The following is a 25,152-nucleotide window of genomic DNA, read 5'->3' as shown; positions in this document are numbered from 1 at the left end:
GAAAGGATCAGGAGGCCAACGGGCTGTCCGGCTGGCGCAGGGAAAGGCCCAGTTGGGCGCGCCGGCGCAGCCAGGGACTGGGGCGATAGCGCGGGTCGCCGCTGAGCGCATGCAGGCGTTCGAGGATGCGCAGCACGCGCCCGGCGCCCAGTCGGTCGCCCCACTCCAGCGGCCCCAGCGGATAGCCGAGACCGAGGCGCACCGCCAGGTCGATGTGCTCCACCGAAGCGATACCCTGCTGGGCGATGTCGCAGGCGAGATTGACGATCGAGGCGAGGGTGCGCTGGACGATGAACCCGGCGCTGTCGCGAATCAGCGTGACGCCCACGCCGTCCCGTGCGAACAGGGTGCGAGCCGCCTGCTGCAGCTCCGCTCGGGTCGCCGGGCAGGCCATCAGGCAGCGGTGTCGCTCCAGGTCCGACAGCACGTCGATGGCCAGGCTGCGCGTCGGATCGACGGCGAACCGCCGCGCTGCGGCGCTGACGTCGGCGCCCAGTGGCGCAAGCAGGCACAACGCCGCCCCGGAAGGACGCTCGCCGCTCTCCACCTCGGCGCCCAGACGTTGTAGCAACATCAGCAATGGCGCGCGGTCATGTTCGTCGTCGACGCCCAGCCACACCGGCGGCAACGCCGCGCCTGGCGCAACCGCCGGGGCGGCGACGGGCACCTGCCCAGCGCCGTCGTAGCGGTAGAAGCCCTGGCCGCTCTTGCGCCCCAGGCGGCCGGCGGCGAGCATCTGGCGCAGCAAGGGATGCGGACGATAACGCGGCTCCTCGTAGTACTGCCGGTAGATCGACTCCATCACCGGCAGGCTGACGTCCAACCCGACCAGGTCGAACAGCTCGAACGGGCCCATGCGGAAGCCGGCGCCCTCGCGCAGGACTTCGTCGATCGCCGCCACCGGCGCCACGCCCTCGCCGAGGATACGCAGCGCCTCGGTGCCGAAGGCCCGTCCGGCATGGTTGACGATGAAGCCGGGGCTGTCCGTGGCACGCACCGCCTGGTGGCCGAAGGTCGCCACCAGGGCGCACAGTCGCTCGGCGATGCCGGTGCGGGTGGCGAGACCCTCGATCACCTCCACCAGACGCATCAGCGGCACCGGATTGAAGAAGTGCAGACCGGCGACCCGGCCGGGATCGCGACAGGCCGAGGCGATCGCGGTAACCGACAGCGAGGAGGTATTGCTGGCGAGGATCGCTTCGTCGCCGACCACCTCTTCCAATTGGCGGAACAACGCCTGCTTGGCCTCCAGGTTCTCGACGATCGCCTCGATCACCAACTGGCAGCCGCCTAGGACCCGCAAGTCCTCGACCACCCGCAGATTGCCCATCGCGCGCTCGACAGCCTCCGCCTCCAGCCGGCCCCGCTCCACCTGCCGGGCAAGGACCGTGGCGATCTGCTCGCGCGCTTGCAGCGCCACCCCCTGGCGGCTGTCGTAGAGCAGCACCGACAGCCCGGCACAGGCAGCGAGCAGGGCGATGCCCTGGCCCATGGCACCGGTACCGACGATACCGATGAGAACGATCGATGGCTCGCTCATTTTCCCAGGTACTCCGCTGTGCGTTTTTCCAGGAAGGCACGCATGCCCTCCTTCTGGTCGTGGCTGTCGAACAGCAACTGGAAGGCCTTGCGCTCCAGCGCCAGGGCCTGGTCCAGCGGCAGGTCGGCGCCGGCCAGGACCACTTCCTTGATCTGCGCCAGCGCCAGCGGCGGCAGGCCGGCGATCTGGCGAGCCAGTTCGAGGGCGCGATCCAATGCCTGGCCATCCGCCGCCACCTCGCTGACCAACCCTATGGCCAGGGCCTCCGGCGCCCGTACCGTGCAACCGGTAAACAGCATGCGCAGCGCCTGGAACTTGCCCACCGCTCGCACCAGGCGCTGGGTGCCGCCGGCGCCGGGCATCACGCCGACACGAACTTCCGGCTGGGCGAAGCGCGCCGAGGCACCGGCGACGATCAGGTCGCAGTGCATCGCCAACTCGCAGCCTCCACCCAGGGCATGGCCCTCCACGGCGGCGATCAGCGGTTTGCGGCAGGCGGCGAGGGCCTGCCAGTGGCGCTCCACCCCGCGCTGCTGGATCTCCAGCACGGACGCCTCCGCCAGTTCGTTGAGATCGGCGCCGGCGGCGAACGCCGCGCCATTTCCGGTGAGGACGATGACCCGGGTATCGGCGCACTCGTCGAGGCGCCGTACGTGCTCCGCCAGAGCCTCGCGCAGGCGCATGTTCAGGGCGTTGAGCACTGCCGGGCGGTTCAGTCGCAACAGGGCCACGCCCTGCTCCGGCCGCTCCAGCAGCACGAGTTCGGGGCGCACCGCCCCAGGGGAGGAATCCATGGCCATCTCCAATTGCCCGGGGATTGAGTTGCACGGCGCAGGCCGTGCCGTGAGGGGTTTCAGGCGCGGACGATGCCGCGCCGGACCAGCGCGTCGATCGCCTCGGCGCTCAATCCCAGTTCCGCCAGGACTTCCCGGGTGTCTCCGCCCAGCACCGGCGGCGCGGCGCGGTAGCTGGCCGGGGTGCGCGAAAGCTTCACCGGCGAGGCGATGCCGCGATAGCCCTCGAGTTCGACGACCATCCCGCGATGGCGGGTGTGCGGGTGCTCCACCACCCGCTCCACCGTGGCGATGGCTCCGCAGGGCACGCCGAGACGGATCAGCCGCTCGGCCAGCTCACGGCCGTCGTGGGCCGCCAGGTAGTCCTCCAGAGCGCGCTTCAGCGCCTCGCGGTTGACCGAGCGCTTGCCGTTGTCGGCGAAGCGCGGGTCCCCCGGCAGTTCATCCGCTCCCAGGTACTCGCACAGGCGGGCGAACTGGCGGTCGTTGCCGACGGCGAGGAAGATCGGCTCGGTACCGGTGCGGTAGCTGTCGTAGGGCGCGATGTTCGGGTGGGCGTTGCCGCTACGCCGGGGCGTACGTCCGGAAGCGAAGTAGTTCGGCAGGTGCGGGTGCAGCAGGGAGATACCGCAGTCGTACAGGGCGATGTCCACCGACTGCCCGCGCCCGCTGACCTGGCGCTCGTGGAGGGCGAGGAGGATGCCGGCCATGGCGTTCAGCCCGGTGACCATGTCGACGATCGGCAGGCCGATGCGCAACGCCTCGCCGCCGGCCTCGCCGTTCACGCTCATCAGTCCGGCCATCGCCTGGATCGCCGCGTCGTAGCCGGGCAGGCCGCCGAGCGGGCCGTCGGCGCCGAAGCCCGATACCGCGCAGTGGACCAGCCGCGGGAAGCGCTGGCGAAGCACCTCCTCGTAGCCGATCCCCCAGCGCGCCAGGGTGCCGGGCTTGAAGTTCTCCAGCAGTACGTCGGCGTCCTCCAGCAAGCGCAGCAGCAGCTCGATGCCCTCCGCCGTCGCCAGGTCGACGGCGATGCCCTTCTTGTTGCGGTTCACGCCCTTGAAGTAGGACGCCGTGTCGCCCTCGAAGGGCGGCCCCCAGCCACGGGTCTCGTCGCCGCCAAGGGGTTCCAGCTTGATCACCTCGGCGCCGTGGTCGGCCAGCGCCTGGGAGCAGTAGGGTCCGCCGAGGACCCGGCTGAGATCGATGATTTTCAGGCCACGCAGGGCGCCCGTCTGATTGGTCATGGCGACTCTCTGGTTGTTGTGAGCGGGAATGCGGGCAGTCAGGCCGGCAGCAATTGCATGGCTTCGGCCTGGCTCAGCGGCACCTCGCCGACCACCCTGGCCAGCAGTTCGGCCTGGTCGGTCCAACCCTCCAGGTGCAGCGGGTCGCGCGGCAGCAGCTTGTGCCGGGCGACCAGGAAGGCCAGGGCCAGGCGGCGCTGGTCGGGTGCCTGGCGGCTGGCCTCCCAGGCCATGAAGATCGCCGTGCACAGGTGGTAGAGGGCGCTGCCGGCCTGGCGCACCTGCTCGTCCTGGCGGCGCTCGGCGACGTCGGCCATGGTCGCGACCACTCGCACCAGCAGTTCGTCGAAGAGGTCGCGGGCGTCCCCTGGCAGGTCGCTGTCATCCAGCAGCCGGCGCAGGTGGCGCTGCAAGGGTTCGAGCGCCTGTTCGCGGCTCACCGCACGGGCGACGTCCAGCGCCACGATGTTGCTGGTACCCTCCCAGATCGACCCCAGGTGGGCGTCACGCACCAGCCGCGGGTCGCTCCACTCCTCGATGTAGCCGACCCCGCCGCGCACCTCCATGGCGTCGCCGGTGACCCGTCGCGCATCGCGGCAGGCGCGGAACTTGATCAGCGGGGTGAGGATCCGCACGCATTTCTGCGCCTCGACCTCGCCGCCATCGGCGCGCGGCAGCAGCGTGGCGATCTGCATGAACATCGAGCGCGCCTGTTCGGTGGGCAGCATCATCTTCAGCAACTGCTTCTGCATCAGCGGCATGTCGATCAGGTGCTTGCCGAAGGCGCGCCGATGGCGGGCGACGAACAGCGCCTCGCTCAGCGCCCGGCGCATCAGCCCGGCGGCGCGCACGCCGTTGGACAGGCGCGACATGTTGACCATGTCGGCCATCTGCTGGAAGCCGCGGCCGATCTCGCCGATCAGGTAGGCGCTGGCGCCTTCCAGGCGGACTTCGCCGCTGGCCATGGAGCGGCTGCCCAGCTTGTCCTTCAGGCGGACGATGCGATAGGCGTTGCGCGTGCCGTCCTCGCGGACCTTCGGCAACAGGAACAGGGTCACGCCCTTCATTCCTTCCGGCGCGCCTTCGGGGCGGGCCAGGACCATCGCCAGGTCGGCGTCCGGGTTGGAGCAGAACCACTTGTCGCCGTAGAGCTTCCACTCGCCGCCCTGCTCCCGCGCCACGGTACGGGTCCGCGCCACGTCGGAGCCGGCGGCCTGCTCGGTCATGAACATGGCGCCCTGGAACAGCTCGTCGAAATCCCGCGAGGCGAGGGACGGCAGGTAGCGCTCGACCAGTTCTGGCGCGCCGAACCTGCGCAGGGTGCGGGTCAGCGAGTCGGTCATGCTGACCGGGCAGCAAAGGCCGAACTCGGCCTGTACGAACAGGTGGGTGAGCGCATACTTCACCAGCGGCGGCGGGCCGTCCGGGCGATGGCTCATGGAAGCCAGGCCAAGTTCGGCATAGGCCACCCGTTCGAGGGCGACGTAGTCCGGATGCTTGCGAATGCTCTGCAAATCCTCGCCGCGGCGGGTGCGCGGCGCCAGCACCGGCGGGTTCTTGTCCGCCGCCAGCGCCAGCACGTCCAGCTCGCCGCCGGCACGGGCGCCGAGCCGTTCGAGGAGCGGCCGCCATTCGGCGAGCAACGCCGGCGGCAGGTATACCTCCAGCAGCCGCTCCAGGGCCGGATCGCAGGTGTAGAGATTCAGCCCACGGCTGTCGGGGATGTTCAGCGTATCTTCGCGAAGTACTTCGGGCATGGCGGTCATGGCGCGGCTCCTGCTTGTCTTGCGCCGAGACTAGGCGAGTGCTTCGATAAGCATCCAATACAAAAAAAATCATCGACGATAAGAAAAACAGATCGTAGAACCAGGTGCCTGCCATGGATCTCAGACAGCTTCGCTACTTCATCGCGGTCGCCGAGGAACTGCATTTCGGTCGCGCCGCGGCTCGCCTGTTCATCTCCCAGCCGGCGCTGAGCTTCGACATCAAGAAGCTGGAGGAACAGCTCGGAACCCAATTGCTGCTGCGCAACAACAAGTCGGTGAAGCTCACCGGCGCCGGCCAGGTCCTGCTGGTGGAAGCGCGCAACCTGCTGCTGCAGGCAGAGAAGGTGAAACGCCTGACCCAGCTATCCGCCGAGGGCGACGTCGGCCAACTGCGCGTCGGCTTCGTCAACTCCATGCTCTACCGCGGCCTGCCCAGGGCCATGTCCCGTTTCGAACGGGAGCACCCGAACATGGAGGTGGTGCTCGGCGAAATGAACAGCGCGGAGCAGGCCCAGGCGTTGCAGCGCGGGCAGATCGACCTGGGCTTCGTGCACTGGGGCAGGCTGCCGGCGGAAATCGTCTCCGAACCCTTGATCAGCGACCCGTTCCTCTGCTGCCTGCCCGCCGGGCACCGCCTGGCTGGCCAGGCGCGTCTGGACCTCGCCGAACTGCGCGACGAAGACTTCATCCTCTTCCCGCGCCATGTCTCCCCGCACTACCACGACCTGATCATCGCCCGCTGCGTGGACGCCGGCTTCAGCCCGCGCATCCGCCACGAGGCGCGCCTGTGGCAGACCGTCGCCGCCATGGTCGGTCTCGGCATGGGCGTGGCGCTGATCCCGGAAACCCTCTGCCTGGCCTGGCGGAACGAGGTGCGCTACCTGGAGATCGAGCCGGCCGGCGCGCGTTCGGAGATCCACGCGATCCTTCCGGCCAGCGAACCTTCCCGGGCGGCGCAGGCGTTCCTGGCGACGCTGAAGAGCGGCCTGGACGACGCCTGAGCGAGGGCTGACGGAAAACGTCGATATGGAATCCCTTATCGAGCCATAAGATTAAAAGACTATTGATTTGCGGGGGTGCCACCTAGACTCCGAGGCACCCGGGTCAACACCGACGCACGCTCTCCATCCACGGAAACCAGCGTTTCCGCCCCGCCTTTCAGCGAAGGGCGGTAGGGCGCGGCGTGTCGGCGAGAACAACAATAAACAGGACTCGACCCATGCCGCGCTCGCCCTCTCCCGAAGACGCCGACCTGCACAAGAAAGCCCGCAGGGCCGGTATCGCCTCCTTCATCGGCACCACCATCGAGTGGTACGACTTCTACATCTACGGCCTGGCCGCCGCCCTGGTGTTCGGCAAGGTATTCTTCCCCGCCAACATGGATCCGGGCCTGGCCACCCTGCTGTCCTTCGTCACCCTCTGGTCGGGTTTCATCGCCCGCCCGCTGGGCGGGATCATCTTCGGCCATCTCGGCGACCGCATCGGCCGCAAGACCACCCTGGTGATCACCCTGATCATGATGGGCATCGCCACGACCTGCATCGGCCTGTTGCCGGTCTATACGCAGATCGGCATCTGGGCACCGATCTCCCTGGTGGCGCTGCGTATCGTCCAGGGCATCGCGGTCGGCGGCGAGTGGGGCGGCGCGATCCTGATCGCCAGCGAAAGCGCGCCCAAGGGCAAGGGCATCCTGTACGCCGCCTTCGCCCAGCAGGGCTCGCCCACCGGCAACCTGCTGGCAACCCTGGCGTTCTTCGCCCTCAGCGCCCTGCCCGCCTCGGACTTCATTCTCTGGGGCTGGCGCGCGCCGTTCCTGCTCTCTGCGGTGCTGGTCATCGTCGGCATGGTGATCCGCCTGAAGCTGGAGGAGTCGGAAGACATGAAGCGTGTGCTGGCGCAGAAGCGCACGGTGAAGCTGCCGCTCGCCGAGGTGCTGGGCAAGCACTGGAAGATCGTCCTGCTCGGCGCCGGCGTGCTGCCGATCATCCACGTCACCTACTTCAAGAGCACCTTCGCCCTCTCCTGGGCGACCAAGACCCTCGGCTACAGCCAGGGCACCTTCCTCAGCATCATCGTGGTCGCGCTGGTGGTGCAGTTCCTCAGCCAGCCGCTGGGGGCGCTGCTCACTTCGCGCATCGACATGCGCAAGGCGGCATGCCTGATGGTGCTGCCGGAGTTCATCCTGATGCCGGCGATGTTCTTCGCCGTGGAAACCAAGGTCTACTGGATCGCCGCGGTCGGCATGTGCCTGGCCACGGTGCCGCACGCGATGTTCTACGGCGCGGTGGGCGGTATCCTCGCCCGAGCCTTCCCGGCGCGGGTGCGCTACACCGGCCTGTCGCTGGCCTACCAGCTCTGCTCGCTGCTGGTCGGCGGCGGTACGCCGGTACTGGCCCAGTGGATTCTCAACAGTACCGGCAGCATCGTCGGCGTGGCCCTGGCCTCAGCCTGCTACGCGCTGGTCTCGCTGGCCTGTACCCTGGCCCTGTTGCGGATCACCGGGTTCCACGCCAGCGACCTGTCGACCGCCGAGCGCGCCGACGCCGAGGACTTGCAGCGGCCCGCAGCGGTCGAGCGGGAACCGGTGTTGCGCGCCCCCGCCCGGCTTCTGGGCGGCGATCCCGGCTAGCCGGCAGCGCCCATGCGCCGCTCGTGCTCCAGCAACCAGCGCTTGCGCCACAGGCCACCGCCATAGCCGGTCAGGGAACCGTCCGAACCGATGACGCGGTGGCAGGGAATCACGATGGCGATCTGGTTGGCTCCGTTGGCGCGGGCCACGGCGCGCACCGACGACGGCGAGCCGATGGACCTGGCCAGCCCGGCGTAGCTCTGCGTGCTGCCGCACGGTACCTCGCGCAGCGCCTGCCAGACCGTGCGGGTGAAGGCCGAGGCGTTCAGCGCCAAGGGGGTCTGGAAGCGCACTGGAGTACCGCCGAAGTAGTCGGCGAGTTCCGCCTCGATCCTGTCGATGGAGGCGAAACGGCCGAAACCGATGCTCGATCCGCTGCTCTTCTGCAGGCGTTTCAGCTCCCCGCTCAACGCCGGGCGGTCGAAGAATTCCAGCAGGTGCAGGGCCTGCGCATCGGCCACCGCGAGCATGGCGCCGAGCGGGGTCTGCAGCCAGTCCGCCTTGAGCAGCTCGCGCCCGCGCAACTGCGACGGCGGCTCGCCCAGCAGGCGCGCGAAGGCGCTACGGAAGCCGCTGTCAGAGTCGAAGCTGGCATCCAGTTGCGCGTCGATCACTCGCGCGCCCGAGGACAGCCGCTCGGCGACCTGGCCAAGACGGCGCAGGCGAGCCATTTCCAGAAAGGTCACGCCGAACTCGCGCTTGAAAGCACGGCGCACGGTGGACGGGTCATAGCCCAGCGCCGCCAGGTCGTCTTCGAACCAGCGCCGCTGCGGTTGCCGACCGAGGCGCTGGAGCAGGTCGCTGACCAGCGGCCCCTGCGTGCCGAGCCGCTCCAGCGGCCGGCAACGCAGGCAGGGTCGGAAGCCGGCCTCGACGCAGCCCTTGATCGAATCGAAGAACAGGGTGTTCTCGCGCTTCGGCTTGCGCGCCGGGCAGGTCAGGCGGCAGAACACCCCGGTGCTCTTCACCCCGACGAAGGCGAAGCCATCGTAGGCGGGGTCGCGCGCCAACAGCGCGGCATACAAGGTGTCGTCATCGGGAAGGGGAAGGAACAACGCTGCGTCGGACATGGCCGGCTCCGGAACCAGGGAGGCGATGGATAGCCACTCTAGGCCAGGAGCCTGCGCCTTGCCGCCGCGAAACGGGCGTCGATTCTTTCTCAGCCCTCCTCGAAACGCATCTCCGGCGGCTGCTCGCGGAAACCGTGGGTGATCGCCGCCAGGTACACCGCGCCCAGCGCCAGCCAGCAGAGGCCGAGGATGATCGCCAGATGGTCGAGGCTGGCCATCAGCCACAGGTCGGCGACCAGGCCGATGCCAGGGAATACCAGGAACAACAGGGTTTCCCGTGGGCCGCGGCGCTCGGCGCCAAGGTAGTAGTGGAAGACCACCGACAGGTTGACCAGGCTGAAGGCGAGGAAGGCGCCGAAGTTGATGAACGAGGTGGAGGTGGTCACGTCCATCTGCAGCGCCAGCAGGGCCACCACGCCGCACAGGACGATGCTGTTCACCGGCGTCTCGAAGCGCTTGCCGAGACGCCCGAAGAACGGCCGCGGAAGGACGCCGTCGCGGCCCATGGCGAAGAGCAGGCGCGAGGCGCTGGCCTGGGCCGAGAGGCCGGAGGCGAACTGGCCGACGATCAGGCCGACCAGGAAGAAGGTCACGAACAGGTCGCCACCGATGTTGCGGGCGATCTCGTAGGCCGCCGAGTCCGCGCTGTCGAAGGCGAACGACGGGTGCGCCAGTTGCACGAAGTACGAGGTGACGATGAAGATCAACCCGCCCAGCAGGGTGATCAGCAGGATCGCCCGCGGGATGTTGCGCCGCGGGTCGCGGGTTTCCTCGGTCAGGGTACTGACCGCGTCGAAACCGAGGAACGAGTAGCAGGCGATCGCCGCACCGCTCATCACCAGCGGCACCTGCAGGTCGCCACCGAGCAACGGTTGCAGTGACCATAACGGCTTGCCCGGGTCGCCCAGCACGTAGTGCACGCAGAGTGCGACGAAGGCGCCGAGGACCAGGAACTGCACCAGCATCAGCAGGCCATTGACGTTCTTCGCCAGGCGCAGGCCGACGATGTTGATCGTCGTGGTCACGCCGATGAACGCCAGCACCCAGACCGCGTTGGGTACCGCGGGAAAGGCCGAGTGCAGGTAGGCGGCACCGATCAGCCAGATCGCCATCGGCAGGAACAGGTAGTCGAGCAGCACCGCCCAGCCGGCGATGAAGCCGAGCCGGGAATCGATGGCCTTGCGCACGTAGGTATAGGCCGAGCCGGCCACGGGGAAGGCCGCGGCCATGCGCCCGTAGCTGAGGGCGGTGAAGAGCATCGCCAGGGAAGCGGCGATGTAGGCGGCGGGGACGTGTCCCTGGGTGGTCTCGGCGAGGATGCCGAAAGTCCCGAGGACGATGATGGGGGTCATGTAGGCGATGCCGAACAGCACCACGGAACCCAGCGACAGGGTGCGCTTGAGTCTGGCCATTACTGCTTACTCCGGAATTATCGTTTGTTATGGCAGTGGCCCGCAGCCGGCCGGGCCGCGGGGCGCAGGGGCCTCCCCTCACCCGGGAGACCGGCGGACGCTCGGGCGCCCATCGTTGTGCTACGGCTTTCCGGGCCGATCCTCGCCCGCTCGCTGGCGGACGGAGGACGACGCGACGCTCCTGTCGCGCCGCGGTGAATCAGGGAATCAGCAGCTCGCGCAGGCCGTCCGGGTGCTCGCGGCGCTCGCCGGGCAGGACCAGGCGACGCTCTTCGAGGTAACGGTAATCCCGACGCGCATCCTGCAACCGGCCGAGGTCCAGTTCGACGATCTGCCGGCATTCTTCGCGCCCGGCCTCGCAGAGCAACTGGCCGTAGGGATCGACCACAGCGCTGCCGCCGGCGAAGACCAGCCCGCCGTCGCCATGCCCGACGCGGTTGACCATCACCGCGTAGGCCTGGTTTTCCATGGCGCGGGCCATGATCGCGGTGCGATGGGTCGGGCCATAGGGGTCCATGTTGCCATTGGTCACGATGATCAGTTCCGCACCCAGTTGGCCGAGGGCCCGCGCGCTTTCCGGGAACTCGATGTCGAAGCACACCAGCAGGCCGACCCGGATGCCGTTCCACAGGGCGGTGGCGTAGCGGTCGCCAGGCGTGAAGATGCCGCGGTCGGAGGCCCACAGGTGGGTCTTGCGGTATTTCAGGGCGATGCCGTCGGGAGCGATCAGCAGGGTGGTGTTGTAATAGCGGCCGGCGTCCGCCTCGGCGATGCCGATCGCCACCGAAACGTTACGTTCACGGGCGACGCGCTGCACCGCGCTGACCGTCGGGCCGTCGAGCGGCTCGGCGAGGGCGGCGATGTTGTCTTCGCTGGGGAAGCCGGTCAGGTGGGTTTCCGGGAACACCACCAGTTCGGTGTCCGCCGCACAGTCGGCGATGGCCGCCAGGGCGCGTTCCAGGTTGTGCGCGGTGTCGCCATCGCGACCGGCGATCTGGACGAGTTCGACTTTCATCGGAATTCCTTGTTGTTCTCGGCGCTGTTCGGCACGCGCGCTGTTCGTATGCAGGGGTCGGCACAGTATGCTTGGCGTTCCCCGCGCCGATAATTACGTCCGAGGGTTAACCCAACAGGGGTAGAAGATGAGTTTCACCTTGCAGGACATCGCCTGGCACCGCTCCGTCGGGCAACTGGTCGAGGCGCTGGATGCGCCGGACTTCTGGATTCGCCTGGTACGCCTGCTCGAACAGTACGTTCCGTTCGACAGCTGGGTGGCCCTGCTGTTCAGCCAGGGCCGGCCACAGGTGTTCGCCGAATGCCCGGGCGCCGACGGCGGGCCGGATCCGCTGTTCCAGGACTACCTGCGAGGCCTCTACCTGCTCGACCCGTTCTACATCGCCAGCCGCGAGAACCCGTGCAGCGGCCTGTTCCGTCTGGCCGACGTGGCACCGGAATGCTTCGAGCAGACCGATTACTACCAGCGTTACTTCCGCCTCAACGTGGTGGCCGATGAAATCCAGATCAACGTCCAGCTCTCCGGCGAACGCACCCTCTGCCTGTCGCTCGGCTCGCGGCGCCGCTTCACCCCCGAGCAACTCGCCGTGCTCGGCCTGGTGCGGCCCTGGGTGGCCGGGCTGATGCGCCAGCGCCTGGCCTTCGAGGACGAAGTGTTGAACAGCCCCGCGGCGCCGGAGCCGGGCTGGCAGGGTTCGCTGGAGAAGGTCGCGGAGCAGATGGGCACGCCGCTGACGGCGCGCGAACTGGAGGTCGGCAGGCTGATGCTCAGCGGCTGCTCGAGCAAGGAGATCGCCCGCAAGCTGGCGATCTCGGCGGAAACCGTGAAGGTCCACCGCAAGCACATGTACGGCAAGCTCGGCATCAAGTCGCAGTCCGAGCTGTTCGGCCTGTTCCTCCAGGCCCAGGGCTGACGGGACGGGCGACCGTCCCGTCGCCGCTCAGCGGCGCTTGATCTTCGGCTTCGGCCGGCCCTGCACGCACTTGAAGCGCGGATTCGACTTGCAGATCACGTAGAGCCGGCCACGGCGCTTCACCACCTGGCAATCGCGATGGCGCAGCTTGGCCTGTTTCAGCGAGGCGAGGACTTTCATCAGGCCCCCTTGCCGCCGACGAAGCCGGCGAAACGCTTGTTGAACCCGGCCACGCGGCCTTCGCTCTTGGTCTTGCGCTGTTCGCCGGTGTAGACCGGGTGCGAGGCGCTGGAAACGTCCAGCGTCACGTAGGGATAGGTCTTGCCGTCGGTATGGGTATGGGTCTTGTCGGTCTCCGCGGTGGAGCCGATCAGGAAGTACACGTCCGCCGAGGTGTCATGGAACAGGACGGGACGGTATTCAGGATGGATGCCGGGTTTCATGGGGATGCCTCCTACATAATGTTATATAGTTACATATTACTCCGATAAGAATAATTCGCAACTCCGGAAAGAGTTCCCGGCGACCATTCGGCTGCTCGACCATCCAGACACAATTATTAGCTTGCTTTCTATCCCCGTTTGTTTCCCATAATCAGCGCTTGGTTAGCGCGGGGGGAACCCGTCGTAGACGCCTCGAAGAAGGTGACTACCATTTTGAACCGAAGCCTGAAGATTGGAGACATGATGAATCTGTCGCTACTCAGTCGCTATGCGTTTTTCGCCTGTATCGCCCTTTTCACCTTGGTCAGCCTGCCGTTCCTCGGCAGCACCGAATGGCTCTGGCCGTTCACCCTCCTGGGCGTGGCCCTGAGCCTGCTCGGCCTGTTCGACCTGATCCAGACGCCCCACGCGGTGCGCCGCAACTATCCGATCCTGGGCAACATCCGCTATCTGGTGGAAGGCATCCGCCCGGAGATCCGCCAGTACCTGCTGGAAGCCGACGGCGACGCCCTGCCCTTCTCCCGCGCCCAGCGCTCGCTGGTCTACTCGCGGGCGAAGAACGAAAGCTCGGAGAAGCCCTTCGGCACCCTGATCGACGTGTACACCGCCGGCTACGAATTCATCAGCCACTCGATGCGTCCGGCGCCGCTCAGCGATCCCTGCGAGTTCCGCGTCGACATCGGCGGGCCACAATGCAGCAAGCCGTACTCCGCTTCGCTGTTCAACGTCTCGGCGATGAGTTTCGGCGCCCTCAGCGCCAACGCCATTCGCTCGCTGAACCGTGGCGCGCAGATGGGCAACTTCTACCACGACACCGGCGAGGGCAGCATCAGTCCCTATCACCGCGAGAACGGCGGCGACCTGGTCTGGGAACTGGGCAGCGGCTACTTCGGGTGCCGCACCCGCGATGGCAAGTTCGACCCTGAGCGCTTCGCCGCCCAGGCCCTCGACCCGCAGGTGAAGATGATCGAGATCAAGCTCAGCCAGGGCGCCAAGCCGGGACACGGCGGTATCCTGCCCAAGCACAAGGTCACCCCCGAGATCGCCGCCACCCGTGGCGTGCCGATGGGTGAGGATTGCGTTTCGCCGTCGCGCCACAGCGCCTTCTCCACGCCGATCGAGCTGATGCAGTTCATCGCCCAGCTGCGCGAACTGTCCGGCGGCAAGCCGGTCGGCTTCAAGTTCTGCCTGGGCCATCCATGGGAGTTCATGGGCATCGCCAAGGCCATGCTGGAGACCGGCATCCTCCCCGACTTCATCGTCGTCGACGGCAAGGAAGGCGGCACCGGCGCGGCGCCGCTGGAGTTCACCGACCATATCGGCGTGCCGCTGCGCGAAGGCCTGCTGTTCGTCCACAACACCCTGGTCGGCCTCAACCTGCGCGACAAGATCAAGGTCGGCGCCAGCGGCAAGATCGTCAGCGCCTTCGATATCGCCAGCGTCCTGGCCACCGGCGCGGATTGGGCCAACTCGGCGCGCGGCTTCATGTTCGCCATCGGCTGCATCCAGTCGCAGAGCTGCCATACCAACAAGTGCCCGACCGGCGTCGCCACCCAGGACCCGCTGCGCCAGCGCGCGCTGGTGGTGCCGGACAAGGCCGAGCGGGTGCGCAACTTCCATCGCAACACCCTCAAGGGCCTGGCCGAGATGCTCGCCGCGGCGGGCCTGGAACATCCCTCGCAGCTCGAAGCCAAGCACCTGGTGCGACGCATCACCGACACCGAGATCCGCCTGTTCTCGCAGCTGCACTACTTCCTCAAGCCGGGCGAACTGCTTTCCGGCAAGATCGAGGGCGAGTTCTACGAGCGCATGTGGAACATGGCGCGGGCCGACAGCTTCGACGCGGCGGCCTGAGCCGCCGCCCTCGCACGCAAGAAAAAGCCGGAGGCATCGCTGCCTCCGGCTTTTTCATGTCCGCGTAGATCAGCCCAGCAGGATGGTCGCCCAGGTCACGGTGATCACGGTGAGGGCCACGAACTGCGCGGCGCTGCCCATGTCCTTGGCATTCTTCGACAGAGGGTGGCGTTCCAGCGAGACGCGGTCGACGGTGGCCTCGATCGCCGAGTTGAGCAGCTCGACGATCAGCGCCAGCAGGCACACCGCGATCATCAGCGCGCGTTCGCCGCGACTGACGTCGAGGAGGAAGGCCACCGGGATCAGCACCACGTTGAGCAGCACCAGTTGGCGGAAGGCGGCTTCACCGCGGAAGGCGGCGAGGAAACCTGCGAGGGAATAGCCGGTGGCGTTGAGGATACGCTTGAGGCCGGTCTGGCCTTTGAAGGGGGAAGGCGACACGTCGGGTTCTCATCGATTCGGAAGGCCGGCAGTCTAGCCGCCGGCTGGTCAAAAAAGCGTTAAGCCGTCTCTCAATGAGAAGCGGGAACCGTCTCCATTTGTTGCAGCAGCAGCGCGGCCTGGGTCCGGGTGCGCACGTTGAGCTTGCGGAAGATCGCCGTGACGTGGGCCTTCACCGTCGCCTCGGAAACGTTCAGGTCGTAGGCGATCTGCTTGTTCAGCAACCCTTCGCAGACCATGGTCAGCACTCTGAACTGTTGCGGGGTGAGGCTGGCGAGCCCGGCGCTGGCGGCCTTGGCCTCCTCGCTGAGGGCTTCGGCGGCGGCATCCTGCGGCGGCCACCAGGTGTCCCCGTCGAGCACCGCGCGCACCGCCTGCTGCAGGGTTTCCAGCGGGCTGGACTTGGGAATGAAGCCGCTGGCGCCGAACTCGCGGGAGCGCTGCACCACCGCGGCCTCCTCCTGTGCCGAGATCATCACCACCGGCACCTGCGGGTATTGCCCGCGCAACAGCACCAGGCCGGAGAAGCCATAGGCCCCCGGCATGTTGAGGTCCAGCAGGACCAGATCCCAATCGGCCTTCTCGTTCAGCCGCGCTTCCAGTTCGGCGATGCTGGCGGCTTCCACCAGGCGCACGTCGGGACCCAGCCCGAGGGTGAGGGCCTGGTGCAAAGCGCTGCGAAACAGGGGGTGATCGTCGGCGATCAGGATCTCGTAAGAAGCCATGACATGTCCTAGTTTGTTCGGCCCAGCCGAGGCGGCGCTCAGGATGCCGACCGAGGGCGGACCGGTCAAGCCGAATGAGGGATACCTCGTACACCGCGTTCGTCTTTTCAAACACCCCGGCTTGCTGGCAGAGTGGCGGACCCTCCCCGCCCCGTCGAGCGAGCCATGCGAAGCCAAGCCCTGCGTGCCGATGTCCTGATGCTGATCACCGCCATGATCTGGGGGGTGTCGTTCGTCGCCCAGCGCCTGGGGATGGACGCCATCGGGCCGTTCCTCTATACCGGCCTGCGCTTCGTCCTCGGTGCCCTGGTGCTGGTGCCACTGCTGATGCTGCGCTCGCGACGCGACGGCGCGCAACCCTTCAATCGCGGACAGTTGCTCGCCGGTGTGATCCTCGGCGTCGCCCTGACCACCGGGATCAACCTGCAGCAGGTCGGCCTGCTGTTCACCAGCGTGACCAACTCCGGCTTCATCACCGGGCTCTACGTGATCGTCGTGCCGTTGCTCGGCCTGCTGTTCGGCCAGCGCACCGGCGCGGGCACCTGGCTGGGGGCGTCGCTGGCGGTGCTCGGCATGGCCCTGCTGAGCATCGGCCCGGGCTTCCAGGTCGCCTCCGGCGACTGGCTGCAACTGGCCGGCGCGGTGGTCTGGGGCGCGCACGTCCTGCTGGTAGGCCTGTTCGCCAGCCGCTACGACCCGATCCGCCTGGCCTTCCTGCAGTTCGCCACCTGCGCGGCGGTCAGCCTGCTGCTGGCACTGGTCTTCGAGGAAATCCACTGGGACGCCATCGTCCAGGCCGGTCCCGCCCTGCTATACGGCGGCCTGCTCGGCGTCGGCACCGGCTTCACCCTGCAGGTGGTGGCGCAGAAGCACGCCATCGCTTCCCATGCGGCGATCATCCTGTCCCTGGAAGCGGTGTTCGCCGCCATCGCTGGCGCCCTGTTCCTCGCCGAGACCCTGCACCTGCGCGGCTATTTCGGTTGCGCGCTGATGCTGGCGGGCATGCTGGTGGCGCAGTTGTGGCCGCGCAAGCTCGCCGCCGAAGCGCGCCCGGCCTGACGCTCAGCCACGGAACGGCGCCAGGGCACGGTGCGCCGGGCTGGCCTCGTCCAGCGGAATGTGCCGCTTGGCGCCCAGGTAGCGCTCGCTGAACACCTCCAGGTAGGCGCCGAGCGCCTCGCCCGCGGCCTCGTCGCCAGCCAGCTCCAGGCACAGCGCCGCCACTTCGGCGGTGCACAGGTGCTCGCCACGGGTCGAGCGACGCAGGCGATAGCGCGAGAGCTGCTCGGGCAGCAGGCTGAGCACCGGGAACGGCTCCAGGTAGGGACTCTTGCGGAACATCTTGCGCGCCTCGGTCCAGGTCGCGTCGAGCAGGATGAACAGCGGTCGCTTGCCTTCCACCAGCGGGGCGACCTCGTTCACCACCCGCTCCGCCGCCACGTATTCGCCGGGGAACACCAGGTATGGCTGCCACTGCGGGTCGGCCAGCAACTCCAGCAAGCGCGGGTCGACCTCGGTGCGCGACCAGCCGAAGGCGAAGGTGTCGGCCACGGTATCGGCGATCAGCCAGCCGGTGTTGGTCGGTTTCAGCGCCTCGATGTCGTGCATGACCAGGCACATGCCGGCGCGCGCCTCGACCCGCGGCCGCCAGGCGCACATGCAATAGCTCGGCAGCAGCCGACAGCCTTCGCAGCGCGGCATGCGCGAACCGCGCGCGACGAAGGGTTTCAGGCTGCGCGCCAGGCGCTCCTGGCGCAAGCGGGAAACGGCATGGCTCATCGGGCAGGCTCCCGATACGGAAAGGACGGGCGAAGGAACATCGAAGACTCGAGGAAACGGGCTGGAAAGCGACCGCGAAATTCTATCAGAGCCCGCGTGGCTCCTGCTTTGTCGGACAACTTCCGAGGCCGCGAAAAAAAATTCTTCACAGGGGCCTCAGACGTCTAGTTAGAGCGGGATGCGATCCCTATAATCCGCCCCCTTTTTCGACACCGGGCAGCCGGCTCCGCCCGCTGACCTTACTGCCTCTCCAGACGAGTGACGCCCCCCTTGCTCGAGATCCGCAACGTGACCCGCCGCTTCGGCGACTTCACCGCCGTCGACAATGTCAGCCTGACGATCAACACCGGCGAATTCTTCACCCTCCTCGGCCCTTCCGGGTGCGGCAAGACCACCCTCCTGCGCATGCTCGCCGGCTTCGACCAGCCGGACAGCGGCGAGATCCGCCTCAACGGCCAGGACCTCGCCGGCGTCGAGCCGGAGAAGCGCCCGGTGCATACGGTGTTCCAGAGCTACGCGCTGTTCCCGCACATGAGCGTAGCGCAGAACATCGCCTTCCCGCTGAAGATGGCCGGAGTGGCGAAGAGCGAGATCGACGCCCGCGTCGAACAGGCCCTGAAGGACGTACGCCTGGCGGACAAGGGCGGGCGCATGCCGACACAGCTTTCCGGCGGCCAGCGCCAGCGCGTGGCGATCGCCCGCGCGCTGGTCAACCGGCCGCGCCTGCTGCTGCTCGACGAACCGCTGTCGGCGCTGGACGCCAAGCTGCGCGAAGAAATGCAGATCGAACTGATCAACCTGCAGAAGGACGTCGGCATCACCTTCGTCTATGTCACCCACGATCAGGGCGAAGCCCTGGCGCTGTCGCACCGCATCGCAGTGATGAACCAGGGCCGGGTGGAGCAACTGGACGCCCCGGAAACCATCTACAGCTTCCCGCGCAGTCGTTTCGTCGCCGACTTCATCGGCCAGTGCAACCTGCTCGACGCCACGGTCGAGGCGGTCGACGGCGAACGCGTGCGCATCGACCTCCGGGGCCTGGGCGAGGTCCAGGCGCTGAAATCCTTCGACGCCCAGCCCGGCGAGGCCTGCGTGCTGACCCTGCGGCCGGAGAAGATCCGGCTGGCGCAGAGCGTCACCGCCGACAGCAACGAGGTGCACTTCCGCGGTCGCGTCGCCGAACTGCTCTACCTGGGCGACGTGACCCTGTACATCGTCGAACTGGAGAACGGCGAGCGCCTGGAAACCCTGCTGCCCAACGCCACGCCCGGCCGAGCCAAGTTCTTCGAGGTGGGCGACGCGGTGGAAGCCGCCTGGCGCTTCGATGCCGGCCATCTGGTCAGGGCCTGACACGATGAGAAAGAACCTCGGCAAGTGGCTGCTGGTCTGGCCGCCGCAAGCGTATCTGCTGTTCTTCTTCCTGGTTCCGGCGCTGATCATGCTGTTCGCCTCGTTCCGCTTTCCCGGCGACTACGGCGGCCTGGCGCCCTGGATGTACAGCGAAGACGGGCAGACCGTCTACGACCTCAGCGTGGAGAACTACACCCGGCTCACCGAGAGCTGGGTGTACCTGCAACTGTTCGTCAAATCCTTCGGCTACGCCCTGGTCACCACCCTGGCCTGCCTGCTGCTCGCCTACCCGGTGGCGACCACCCTCGCCCGGGCCCCGGCGAAGTGGCGCAACCTGCTGATCCTGCTGGTGATCCTGCCGTTCTGGAGCAACCTGCTGGTACGCGTCTACGCCTGGATGATCATCCTCTCGCCGTCCGGTGCCCTGACCCGCGGGATCAACGCCACGCTGGACCTGTTCGGCGCGCAGCCGATCAGCCTGATGTTCACCCCGTTCGCGGTGATCCTGTGCATGGTCTACGTGCACCTGCCGTTCATGATCCTGCCGCTCTACGCCAACCTGGAGAAACACGACCCGGCCCTGCTGGACGCCGCCCAGGACCTCGGCGCCGGTCGTTGGCAACGCTTCTGGCGGGTGACCTTCCCGCTCTCGCTGCCGGGCGTGGCCGCCGGCGCGGCACTGGTATTCATCCCGGTGCTGGGAATGTTCGCCATCCCCGACCTGGTCGGCGGTACCGACGGCATCATGATCGGCAACCTGATCAAGAGCCAGTTCCTCGACTCCCGCGACTGGCCGTTCGGCAGCGCGCTGTCGATCGCCCTGACCGGCTGCATCCTGCTGCTGGTCGCCCTCGGCATGGGCGCCGCGCGCGCCCGCAAGGGAGGCGCCCATGCGTAGGCCCTACCTGCTCTGGAGCGCCACCGCGCTGGTGTACCTGTTTCTCTACGTACCGCTGGTGATCGTGGTGCTGTACTCCTTCAACGACTCGCGGCTGAACGCCGAGTGGGTGGGCTTCACCCTGGACTGGTACCGCAAGCTGTTCGGCAACCGCGACATGCTCCAGGCCGCCGCCAACTCGCTGGTCATCGCGCTGGTTTCGGCCAGCGTGGCGACCCTGCTCGGCACCCTCGCCGGGGTCGCCCTGCATCGCTTCAAGCTGCGCGTGCTGCCCCTGCTGGTGCTGACCCCGATCGCCATTCCGGAACTCCTGATGGGGGTCTCGCTGGTGATCTTCTTCATCGGCCTGAACATGAGCCTGGGCATGCTCTCGGTGACCCTCGCGCACATCACCTTCTCGGTCGGCTTCGTCGCCCTGGTGGTGCAGGCGCGCATGTCGGGCATGGACGAAAGCCTCACCGAGGCGGCCCGCGACCTCGGTGCCACGCCCTGGCAGAGCTTCCGCCTGGTGACCCTGCCGCTGATCATGCCGGGCATCGTCGCCGGCGCGCTGATGGCCTTCACCCTGTCCATCGACGACTTCGTGATCACCTTCTTCACCGCCGGCGGCGGCTTCGCCACCCTGCCGACGCAGATCTACACCATGATCAAGATCGCCGTGACGCCCGAAGTGAACGCCGTCTCCACCCTGCTGATGCTGCTCACCCTGGTGCTGATCGTGATCGCCTCGAAACTCTCCCCCAGCGCCATCAAGGGCCATTGATCCGCCGAAACCCGCGGGCCTCCCGGAGAGGCCCGCGGCCTTGCCCTGCTCCGGTTTCCGGAGCCCTGCCACCCCGTAACAAGGAACCATGATGAAAAAGCTGTTGCTCGTCGCAACCCTCATGGCAGGAGCCGCCCAGGCCACCGCCGCCGAGAAGCTGTATCTGTTCAACTGGAACGACTACATCGCCGAGGACACGCTGAAACGCTTCGAGCAGCAATGTGGCTGCGAGCTGGTGCAGGAGTTCTATTCCGGCACCGAGGAAATGATGGCCAAGCTGGCCGCCGGGGCCAGCGGCTACGACGTGATCATCCCGACCCAGAACGCGGTCGAGGCGCTGATCCGCAAAGGCGACCTGCTGGAGCTGGACAAGAGTCGCCTGGCGAACCTGAGCAACGAGGCCGCGGGCTACCTCGACAAGGATTTCGACAAGGGCAACCGCTATTCCCTGCCCTACGCCTTCACCACCACCCTGGTCGGCTACAACAAGACCGAGCTAGACAAACTGGGCATCGACCCCGCCGACTGGTCGGTAATCTTCGACCCGGCGGTCCTGGAGAAGATCAAGGGCAGGGTCACGGTGATGGACGACCCGCAGGAACTGTTCGGCGCCGCCCTGAAGTACCTCGGTCACTCCGCCAACGACACCGACCCGCAGCACTGGAAGGAAGCCCAGGCGCTGATCCTCGCGGCCAAGCCGTACTGGGCCGCGTTCAACTCGTCGAGCTATATCAAGGAGCTGACCCTGGGCAACATCTGGGTCGCCCATGGCTACTCCAGCGACATGTACCAGGCCAGGGCCGACGCGGAGTCTGCCGGCCGCGCCTTCAAGGTCGACTTCGCCCTGCCCCGCCAGGGCGCGGTACTGGCCATCGACAACATGGTGATCCACAAGGGCTCGAAGAACCCCGACCTGGCCTACCGCTTCATCGACTTCATGCTCGACGGTCGGAACGCTTCCGAGCTGACCAACCAGATCGGTACCGGCACGCCCAACGCCGCCGCCCTGCCCTTCATCAGGCCGGAAATCAAGACGCTCGCCGCCCTGTTCCCGGACGCCACCACCCAGGCCAGGCTGGAGCCGCTGAAGGACCTGAACTCGCGCCAGCGACGCGCCCTGAACAAGCTCTGGACAGAGATCAAGCTGCGCTGATCCGCACCGCTATCGACGAAAGGGCGACCCTCGGTCGCCCTTTTGCGTTTCCGTGCCCCGCCCCGAACGCGGTAACATGGCGCCCATTCGCCACCGTCCGTCCCGGGAATGGGCCGACGGAAACAATTCGCCCCCTCCATCGGTCGAATCCGCTTATTGCCCCAGGAGATCTTCGATGTCGCGCTTCATGGCCCTTGCCCTTTGTTTCGTCCTGCCCACCGCCGCCCATGCCGCCTCGCTCAAGGATTTCGAACTGAGCAAGATGCTGGAGAAAGTGGCCAAGGAAAGCAGCGTAGGCACTCCCCGCGCCATCAACGAAGACATCCTCGACCAGGGCTACACCGTCGAAGGCAACCAGTTGATCAATCACCTCAGCGTACGCGCCAGCCACGCCGAGCGCATGCGCTCCAACCCGGACAGCGTGCGCAGCCAGCTCGGCGATAGCGTGTGCAGCAACACCGGCTATCGCCAGTTGCTCGCCCGCGGCGCGATCCTCACCTACAGCTTCACCGAGTACAAGACCAACCAGCCGGTCGCCACCGAACGCTTCGATGCCGGCAGCTGCCGCATCCAGGGCAAGAAGTAAGCGCGCCGCGCGGTCGCCATGCTGGACAAGCAGCATCTGCTGAAGATCGCCAGGACGCCGATGCCGTTCGGCAAGTACCAGGGACGGATGCTGGTCGACCTGCCGGAGGAGTACCTGCTGTGGTTCTACAAGAAAGGCTTCCCGCCTGGTGAACTCGGGCGGCTGATGCAGTTGACCCTGGAACTGAAGATCGACGGGCTGGACGGGCTGCTCAAGCCGCTTCGTCCCCCCGCTCCGTAGGCGAATGACGTCGCCGACGCTATCCGCCGATACCCTGCCCACACCCTGCCTTCGCCAGACACCCGCCCCCGTTCGGCAGGGCGAATAACGCCACAGACGTTATCCGCCGATACGCAGCCGAACTCAGCGCAACAACGCCGGATCGCCCTTGCCGGCCACCGCCGCCGCTTCCTCCGGGGTCAGCAGCGCGGTGCGCGGGACCTCCATCAAGCGGGCGCAAGCCGCCAGCACGTTGCCCCAGCAGGCGCGGTTGGCGAACTGCATGCCCGCCTCGTCGAGGGTGCCGCCGCGGTTGCGATAGCCGAGTACCGAGGTGCGCCGGGCATCCGGCAGGATCGGCCAAAGATGACCGCGCGCCACTTCCGCGCGCATATGGGTGAGTAGCACGCGGCGCTCATGGCTATCCGGGAACAGTCGTTCCACCAGCGCCTCGTCGGCCACCGCCTCGACCTCCCAGCGATCGCGCGGCGCGCGGAAGCGTCCCGGCTCCTGCAGGTAGACCAGCCGGTAGGCCTGCCCGGCCTCGGCCAGGCGCTGCGCGGCGCGGCGCATCTGTTCGAGCTGGTAGCTGCCGTTGGCGATCAGCAGCAGCGGATCGGAGCCGCAGCGCTCCTCGACCAGGATCGCGCCGTCGCGGGCCAGGCGCTCGGCCTGGACGGCGTCGAACACCATCGGCCGGTCGCGCTTGGGGATCACCAGGCAGGCCAGTTGCCCCCGGCTGCGGTAGATCGTCGGTAGCAGCGCCAGGGCGCTGTTGTGATCGGCCGGGAAGAGCACCCGGACCATGTCGCTCATCTCGCCAAGCAGGGCCTCGCAGAAGGTGGTGTCCTGGTGCGACTGCTGGTTCTTGCCGTTCTCCCAGGTATGCGAAGTAGCGACCAGCGGCCAGCCCAGCCAGCCGGCCGGACGCCCGACTTCCTTCTGCTGGCGGGCGAAGATCAGGGTCTGGCGCACCGCGCCGAGCATCTTCACGCAGAACGCCTCGTAGCTGGCAACCAGGTTGAGTCCGCCCTGGTTGGCCAGGCAGGCGGACACCACCGCCTCCTCGTTGAGCGCGGTGATGACCCGACCGCTCACCGATTCCAGTTCGCTCTCCGGCTCGCTGACCCGATGCTTGAGCGCCTTGAGCACGCCGCCGAGGCGGTTGCTGGCCAATTCGTCGGGATTGCCGACCCGGGCGCGCAGGTCGGGGTTGGCCTCCACCAGTTCGGTATAGAAGCGGTCCAGCGCGGCCATCGGCGAGCAGGCGTCGTCGCGATAGCGCAGCGGCGGGATGATCGGTTCGATGGGATGGCGCAGGGCCAGCGGGTTGTCCCGTTCGAGGGGACGCTCGCCGCGCTGCTCGGCGAACAGCCGGCGGGCCAATTCGAGAGCCTCAGGCTCGACCCAGAGTTCGTTTGCATGCTGGTTGAACAGTTGCCGGGCCTGTTCGTCGTTATGCGGATTGCCCGGCAGCGGCAGGTTGTGCGCGGCGTTGCTGCCGGCGCCATAGAAGCCGAAGCCCTTGACCGTCTCGGCGATGCCGTAGGGAATCGGCAGCGGGTAGCGGAGGATGCCGCTGTTCTTCTCCTGCACGCGCCGCTCCAGGCGCTGCTCCATCTCCCAGAGCGTACAGACGAAGGCGGCCGGGTCGCGCCCATCGAAGCTGATCGGATCGAAGCCGCATCGGCGCAGATGCAGCTTGAAGCCCTCCAGCCCCTCATGGGTGCCCAGTTCGGTGCGCTGCTCGATGCGCCGGCCATTGGCGATCATCACCGGCAGCGCCGCCCCGCAATCCTCGGCTCGCCACCAGCGCGGAATCCAGTCGCTGCCGCGCTGTTCCTCGGCGGCACCATCGGAGAGGAACGCCACCAGGGTCTCGCCGGGCAGCGGCATGTGCGCGTACTGCAATTCGGCGAAGCCGAGGTAGCCGCCCTCGGCGATACCGCCGGCGGTATGCGGATTCACGTGGCTGCCCAGTGGCGCCGCCGGTGCGCCGTTGGGGGCCTGGGCGTAGCCGTAGAAGTCCTGCAGCAAGCGGTTCAGCCCTTCCTCGCCGTCGGCATAGGCGCGCTCCTGCTCCGGGTGCAGGTTGCCGGTGAGGACGTTCAGCGCGTCGATGGCGGCCACGCAATGGCCCTGGCCCATCAGCCAGGCGCGAGTCTTGCCGGTCAGGACGTTGAGTGCCAGATAGCCGGCGTAGGCCGGGACCATGTTCAGGGCTCCGCCGGTGTGGCCCTCGGGCTGTGTCTTGAAATCCTCGGCCTGCAACGGCTGGCCGTCCAGGCGGATGCGCCGAGCGTAGGTCATGTGCACGACGATGCGCAGGGCGCTGGCGGTCAGCCGGTCGAGGGCGCGGAACAGCTGGTAGACGCTGGCCAGGTCCGGTTGCAGCCCGGCTTGGACCAATTGATGAGCGGTGCGGAACACGGCGGCGCGGGTCTCTGCGCTATGCTGGAGCGGACCATGGCCTTGCAGCCACGCGGCAAACGCCGGCTCGGCCGCCGCATGGGCAAGCAACTCGTCCTGACTGGGCAGAATCTGACTCATGGTGG

The 25,152-nt window shown here is 67.3% G+C and carries 24 protein-coding genes; 11 read left to right on the top strand and 13 right to left on the bottom strand.

The genetic code is table 11. From position 1 onward, the window contains the following. Positions 1 to 7: 7 nt before the first annotated feature. The 4 genes from ACI766_RS06955 to ACI766_RS06940 are packed head-to-tail and all read right to left on the bottom strand — an operon-like array spanning position 8 to position 5,347. Complete coding sequence (locus ACI766_RS06955; protein ID WP_019395753.1) at positions 8 to 1,540, bottom strand: 3-hydroxyacyl-CoA dehydrogenase; 1,533 nt, start codon at positions 1,538 to 1,540, stop codon at positions 8 to 10. After that, positions 1,537 to 2,334, bottom strand: coding sequence for an enoyl-CoA hydratase (locus tag ACI766_RS06950; protein ID WP_010793349.1), 798 nt, complete (start codon positions 2,332 to 2,334; stop codon positions 1,537 to 1,539). The genes ACI766_RS06955 and ACI766_RS06950 overlap by 4 nt, the downstream gene beginning before the upstream one ends. 59 nt (positions 2,335 to 2,393) lie before the next feature. Next, on the bottom strand, positions 2,394 to 3,581 hold the full coding sequence (locus ACI766_RS06945) for a CaiB/BaiF CoA transferase family protein (RefSeq protein ID WP_003143270.1): 1,188 nt from the start codon (positions 3,579 to 3,581) through the stop codon (positions 2,394 to 2,396). Between the two features lie 38 nt (positions 3,582 to 3,619). After that, a complete protein-coding gene (locus ACI766_RS06940; protein WP_003098471.1) occupies positions 3,620 to 5,347 on the bottom strand; it encodes an acyl-CoA dehydrogenase family protein in 1,728 nt (575 codons plus the stop codon). Between the two features lie 113 nt (positions 5,348 to 5,460). On the opposite strand from ACI766_RS06940, the gene ACI766_RS06935 reads away from it, so the two are divergent. Both ACI766_RS06935 and ACI766_RS06930 read left to right on the top strand, forming a co-directional pair. Further along, the gene (locus tag ACI766_RS06935) at positions 5,461 to 6,348 is read left to right on the top strand and encodes a LysR substrate-binding domain-containing protein (RefSeq protein WP_003092195.1); all 888 of its coding nucleotides are present in this window, start codon (positions 5,461 to 5,463) and stop codon (positions 6,346 to 6,348) included. Between the two features lie 218 nt (positions 6,349 to 6,566). Beyond that, positions 6,567 to 7,976 carry an MFS transporter gene (locus tag ACI766_RS06930; RefSeq protein WP_024928433.1) on the top strand — a complete coding sequence of 470 codons (1,410 nt, stop codon included), beginning with the start codon at positions 6,567 to 6,569 and terminating at the stop codon, positions 7,974 to 7,976. On the opposite strand, the gene ACI766_RS06925 is transcribed toward ACI766_RS06930, so the two are convergent. The 3 genes from ACI766_RS06925 to ACI766_RS06915 form a co-directional block, all read right to left on the bottom strand. Further along, positions 7,973 to 9,046: a bifunctional transcriptional activator/DNA repair enzyme AdaA gene (locus tag ACI766_RS06925; protein ID WP_003119362.1), complete on the bottom strand. Its 1,074-nt coding sequence runs from the start codon at positions 9,044 to 9,046 to the stop codon at positions 7,973 to 7,975. The genes ACI766_RS06930 and ACI766_RS06925 overlap by 4 nt on opposite strands. An 89-nt stretch (positions 9,047 to 9,135) precedes the next feature. Beyond that, entirely contained in the window at positions 9,136 to 10,458 is a 1,323-nt protein-coding gene (locus tag ACI766_RS06920) for an APC family permease (protein ID WP_029528724.1), read from the bottom strand. Between the two features lie 199 nt (positions 10,459 to 10,657). Then, on the bottom strand, positions 10,658 to 11,473 hold the full coding sequence (locus ACI766_RS06915; RefSeq protein ID WP_003092205.1) for a carbon-nitrogen hydrolase family protein: 816 nt from the start codon (positions 11,471 to 11,473) through the stop codon (positions 10,658 to 10,660). Positions 11,474 to 11,600: 127 nt separating this feature from the next. On the opposite strand from ACI766_RS06915, the gene ACI766_RS06910 reads away from it, so the two are divergent. Then, positions 11,601 to 12,386 carry a helix-turn-helix transcriptional regulator gene (locus ACI766_RS06910; RefSeq protein ID WP_003092207.1) on the top strand — a complete coding sequence of 262 codons (786 nt, stop codon included), beginning with the start codon at positions 11,601 to 11,603 and terminating at the stop codon, positions 12,384 to 12,386. Positions 12,387 to 12,413: 27 nt separating this feature from the next. Here ACI766_RS06910 and ykgO read toward each other — a convergent pair whose 3' ends face one another. Both ykgO and ACI766_RS06900 read right to left on the bottom strand, forming a co-directional pair. After that, a complete protein-coding gene (gene ykgO / locus ACI766_RS06905; protein WP_003092209.1) occupies positions 12,414 to 12,566 on the bottom strand; it encodes a type B 50S ribosomal protein L36 in 153 nt (50 codons plus the stop codon). Further along, the gene (locus ACI766_RS06900; RefSeq protein WP_003092213.1) at positions 12,566 to 12,829 is read right to left on the bottom strand and encodes a type B 50S ribosomal protein L31; all 264 of its coding nucleotides are present in this window, start codon (positions 12,827 to 12,829) and stop codon (positions 12,566 to 12,568) included. The genes ykgO and ACI766_RS06900 overlap by 1 nt, the downstream gene beginning before the upstream one ends. A 243-nt stretch (positions 12,830 to 13,072) precedes the next feature. Between ACI766_RS06900 and ACI766_RS06895 the strand changes: the two genes are divergently transcribed. Continuing rightward, entirely contained in the window at positions 13,073 to 14,683 is a 1,611-nt protein-coding gene (locus ACI766_RS06895; RefSeq protein WP_003098476.1) for an FMN-binding glutamate synthase family protein, read from the top strand. 69 nt (positions 14,684 to 14,752) lie between these two features. Here the strand turns inward: ACI766_RS06895 and ACI766_RS06890 are convergent, their stop codons facing one another. Together ACI766_RS06890 and erdR are read right to left on the bottom strand one after the other, a co-directional pair. Beyond that, positions 14,753 to 15,124, bottom strand: a complete 372-nt coding sequence (locus tag ACI766_RS06890) for a diacylglycerol kinase (protein ID WP_003092226.1) — start codon at positions 15,122 to 15,124, stop codon at positions 14,753 to 14,755. A 71-nt stretch (positions 15,125 to 15,195) separates the two neighbouring features. After that, a complete protein-coding gene (erdR, locus tag ACI766_RS06885) occupies positions 15,196 to 15,849 on the bottom strand; it encodes a response regulator transcription factor ErdR (protein WP_003092229.1) in 654 nt (217 codons plus the stop codon). A gap of 132 nt (positions 15,850 to 15,981) precedes the next feature. Here erdR and ACI766_RS06880 point away from each other — a divergent pair, with 132 nt between their 5' ends. Then, positions 15,982 to 16,908, top strand: coding sequence for a DMT family transporter (locus ACI766_RS06880; protein WP_003119360.1), 927 nt, complete (start codon positions 15,982 to 15,984; stop codon positions 16,906 to 16,908). A 3-nt stretch (positions 16,909 to 16,911) separates the two neighbouring features. Here the strand turns inward: ACI766_RS06880 and ACI766_RS06875 are convergent, their stop codons facing one another. Further along, complete coding sequence (locus tag ACI766_RS06875) at positions 16,912 to 17,628, bottom strand: tRNA-uridine aminocarboxypropyltransferase (RefSeq protein WP_003098478.1); 717 nt, start codon at positions 17,626 to 17,628, stop codon at positions 16,912 to 16,914. 258 nt (positions 17,629 to 17,886) lie between these two features. On the opposite strand from ACI766_RS06875, the gene ACI766_RS06870 reads away from it, so the two are divergent. The 6 genes from ACI766_RS06870 to ACI766_RS06845 all read left to right on the top strand — a co-directional run bounded on the left by ACI766_RS06870 (position 17,887) and on the right by ACI766_RS06845 (position 22,618). Then, entirely contained in the window at positions 17,887 to 18,978 is a 1,092-nt protein-coding gene (locus ACI766_RS06870; RefSeq protein WP_019682178.1) for an ABC transporter ATP-binding protein, read from the top strand. 4 nt (positions 18,979 to 18,982) lie between these two features. Further along, positions 18,983 to 19,876 carry an ABC transporter permease gene (locus tag ACI766_RS06865; RefSeq protein ID WP_003159504.1) on the top strand — a complete coding sequence of 298 codons (894 nt, stop codon included), beginning with the start codon at positions 18,983 to 18,985 and terminating at the stop codon, positions 19,874 to 19,876. Then, positions 19,869 to 20,639, top strand: a complete 771-nt coding sequence (locus ACI766_RS06860) for an ABC transporter permease (protein ID WP_003092244.1) — start codon at positions 19,869 to 19,871, stop codon at positions 20,637 to 20,639. Before ACI766_RS06865 ends, ACI766_RS06860 begins: the two co-directional genes overlap by 8 nt. An 88-nt stretch (positions 20,640 to 20,727) precedes the next feature. After that, positions 20,728 to 21,792 carry a spermidine/putrescine ABC transporter substrate-binding protein gene (locus ACI766_RS06855; protein ID WP_019371539.1) on the top strand — a complete coding sequence of 355 codons (1,065 nt, stop codon included), beginning with the start codon at positions 20,728 to 20,730 and terminating at the stop codon, positions 21,790 to 21,792. Between the two features lie 175 nt (positions 21,793 to 21,967). Further along, positions 21,968 to 22,378, top strand: coding sequence for a quorum-sensing-regulated virulence factor family protein (locus ACI766_RS06850; protein ID WP_003092248.1), 411 nt, complete (start codon positions 21,968 to 21,970; stop codon positions 22,376 to 22,378). Positions 22,379 to 22,396: 18 nt separating this feature from the next. After that, on the top strand, positions 22,397 to 22,618 hold the full coding sequence (locus ACI766_RS06845) for a DUF3820 family protein (RefSeq protein WP_003092249.1): 222 nt from the start codon (positions 22,397 to 22,399) through the stop codon (positions 22,616 to 22,618). Positions 22,619 to 22,741: 123 nt separating this feature from the next. Here ACI766_RS06845 and ACI766_RS06840 read toward each other — a convergent pair whose 3' ends face one another. Beyond that, positions 22,742 to 25,147 carry a phosphoketolase gene (locus tag ACI766_RS06840; protein WP_003113876.1) on the bottom strand — a complete coding sequence of 802 codons (2,406 nt, stop codon included), beginning with the start codon at positions 25,145 to 25,147 and terminating at the stop codon, positions 22,742 to 22,744. Between the last annotated feature and the right edge of the window lie 5 nt (positions 25,148 to 25,152).

The organism is Pseudomonas sp. DL (genome assembly GCF_047199225.1).
In the GTDB taxonomy this organism is placed as follows: Bacteria; Pseudomonadota; Gammaproteobacteria; order Pseudomonadales; family Pseudomonadaceae; genus Pseudomonas; species Pseudomonas aeruginosa.
Note: the sequence above shows the minus strand (reverse complement) of the source record. Positions and strands in the feature narration are given on the sequence as shown.

Coding starts and splice junctions, on each gene's coding strand:
- ACI766_RS06910 (WP_003092207.1), top strand. CDS start 11,601: ATGAGTTTCACCTTGCAGGACATCGCCTGGCACCGCTCCGTCGGGCAA.
- ykgO (WP_003092209.1), bottom strand. CDS start 12,566: ATGAAAGTCCTCGCCTCGCTGAAACAGGCCAAGCTGCGCCATCGCGAT.
- ACI766_RS06845 (WP_003092249.1), top strand. CDS start 22,397: ATGCTGGACAAGCAGCATCTGCTGAAGATCGCCAGGACGCCGATGCCG.
- ACI766_RS06920 (WP_029528724.1), bottom strand. CDS start 10,458: ATGGCCAGACTCAAGCGCACCCTGTCGCTGGGTTCCGTGGTGCTGTTC.
- ACI766_RS06850 (WP_003092248.1), top strand. CDS start 21,968: ATGTCGCGCTTCATGGCCCTTGCCCTTTGTTTCGTCCTGCCCACCGCC.
- ACI766_RS06945 (WP_003143270.1), bottom strand. CDS start 3,581: ATGACCAATCAGACGGGCGCCCTGCGTGGCCTGAAAATCATCGATCTC.
- erdR (WP_003092229.1), bottom strand. CDS start 15,849: ATGGCTTCTTACGAGATCCTGATCGCCGACGATCACCCCCTGTTTCGC.
- ACI766_RS06950 (WP_010793349.1), bottom strand. CDS start 2,334: ATGGATTCCTCCCCTGGGGCGGTGCGCCCCGAACTCGTGCTGCTGGAG.
- ACI766_RS06935 (WP_003092195.1), top strand. CDS start 5,461: ATGGATCTCAGACAGCTTCGCTACTTCATCGCGGTCGCCGAGGAACTG.
- ACI766_RS06840 (WP_003113876.1), bottom strand. CDS start 25,147: ATGAGTCAGATTCTGCCCAGTCAGGACGAGTTGCTTGCCCATGCGGCG.
- ACI766_RS06915 (WP_003092205.1), bottom strand. CDS start 11,473: ATGAAAGTCGAACTCGTCCAGATCGCCGGTCGCGATGGCGACACCGCG.
- ACI766_RS06865 (WP_003159504.1), top strand. CDS start 18,983: ATGAGAAAGAACCTCGGCAAGTGGCTGCTGGTCTGGCCGCCGCAAGCG.
- ACI766_RS06855 (WP_019371539.1), top strand. CDS start 20,728: ATGATGAAAAAGCTGTTGCTCGTCGCAACCCTCATGGCAGGAGCCGCC.
- ACI766_RS06895 (WP_003098476.1), top strand. CDS start 13,073: ATGAATCTGTCGCTACTCAGTCGCTATGCGTTTTTCGCCTGTATCGCC.
- ACI766_RS06875 (WP_003098478.1), bottom strand. CDS start 17,628: ATGAGCCATGCCGTTTCCCGCTTGCGCCAGGAGCGCCTGGCGCGCAGC.
- ACI766_RS06940 (WP_003098471.1), bottom strand. CDS start 5,347: ATGACCGCCATGCCCGAAGTACTTCGCGAAGATACGCTGAACATCCCC.
- ACI766_RS06900 (WP_003092213.1), bottom strand. CDS start 12,829: ATGAAACCCGGCATCCATCCTGAATACCGTCCCGTCCTGTTCCATGAC.
- ACI766_RS06955 (WP_019395753.1), bottom strand. CDS start 1,540: ATGAGCGAGCCATCGATCGTTCTCATCGGTATCGTCGGTACCGGTGCC.
- ACI766_RS06925 (WP_003119362.1), bottom strand. CDS start 9,046: ATGTCCGACGCAGCGTTGTTCCTTCCCCTTCCCGATGACGACACCTTG.
- ACI766_RS06930 (WP_024928433.1), top strand. CDS start 6,567: ATGCCGCGCTCGCCCTCTCCCGAAGACGCCGACCTGCACAAGAAAGCC.
- ACI766_RS06860 (WP_003092244.1), top strand. CDS start 19,869: ATGCGTAGGCCCTACCTGCTCTGGAGCGCCACCGCGCTGGTGTACCTG.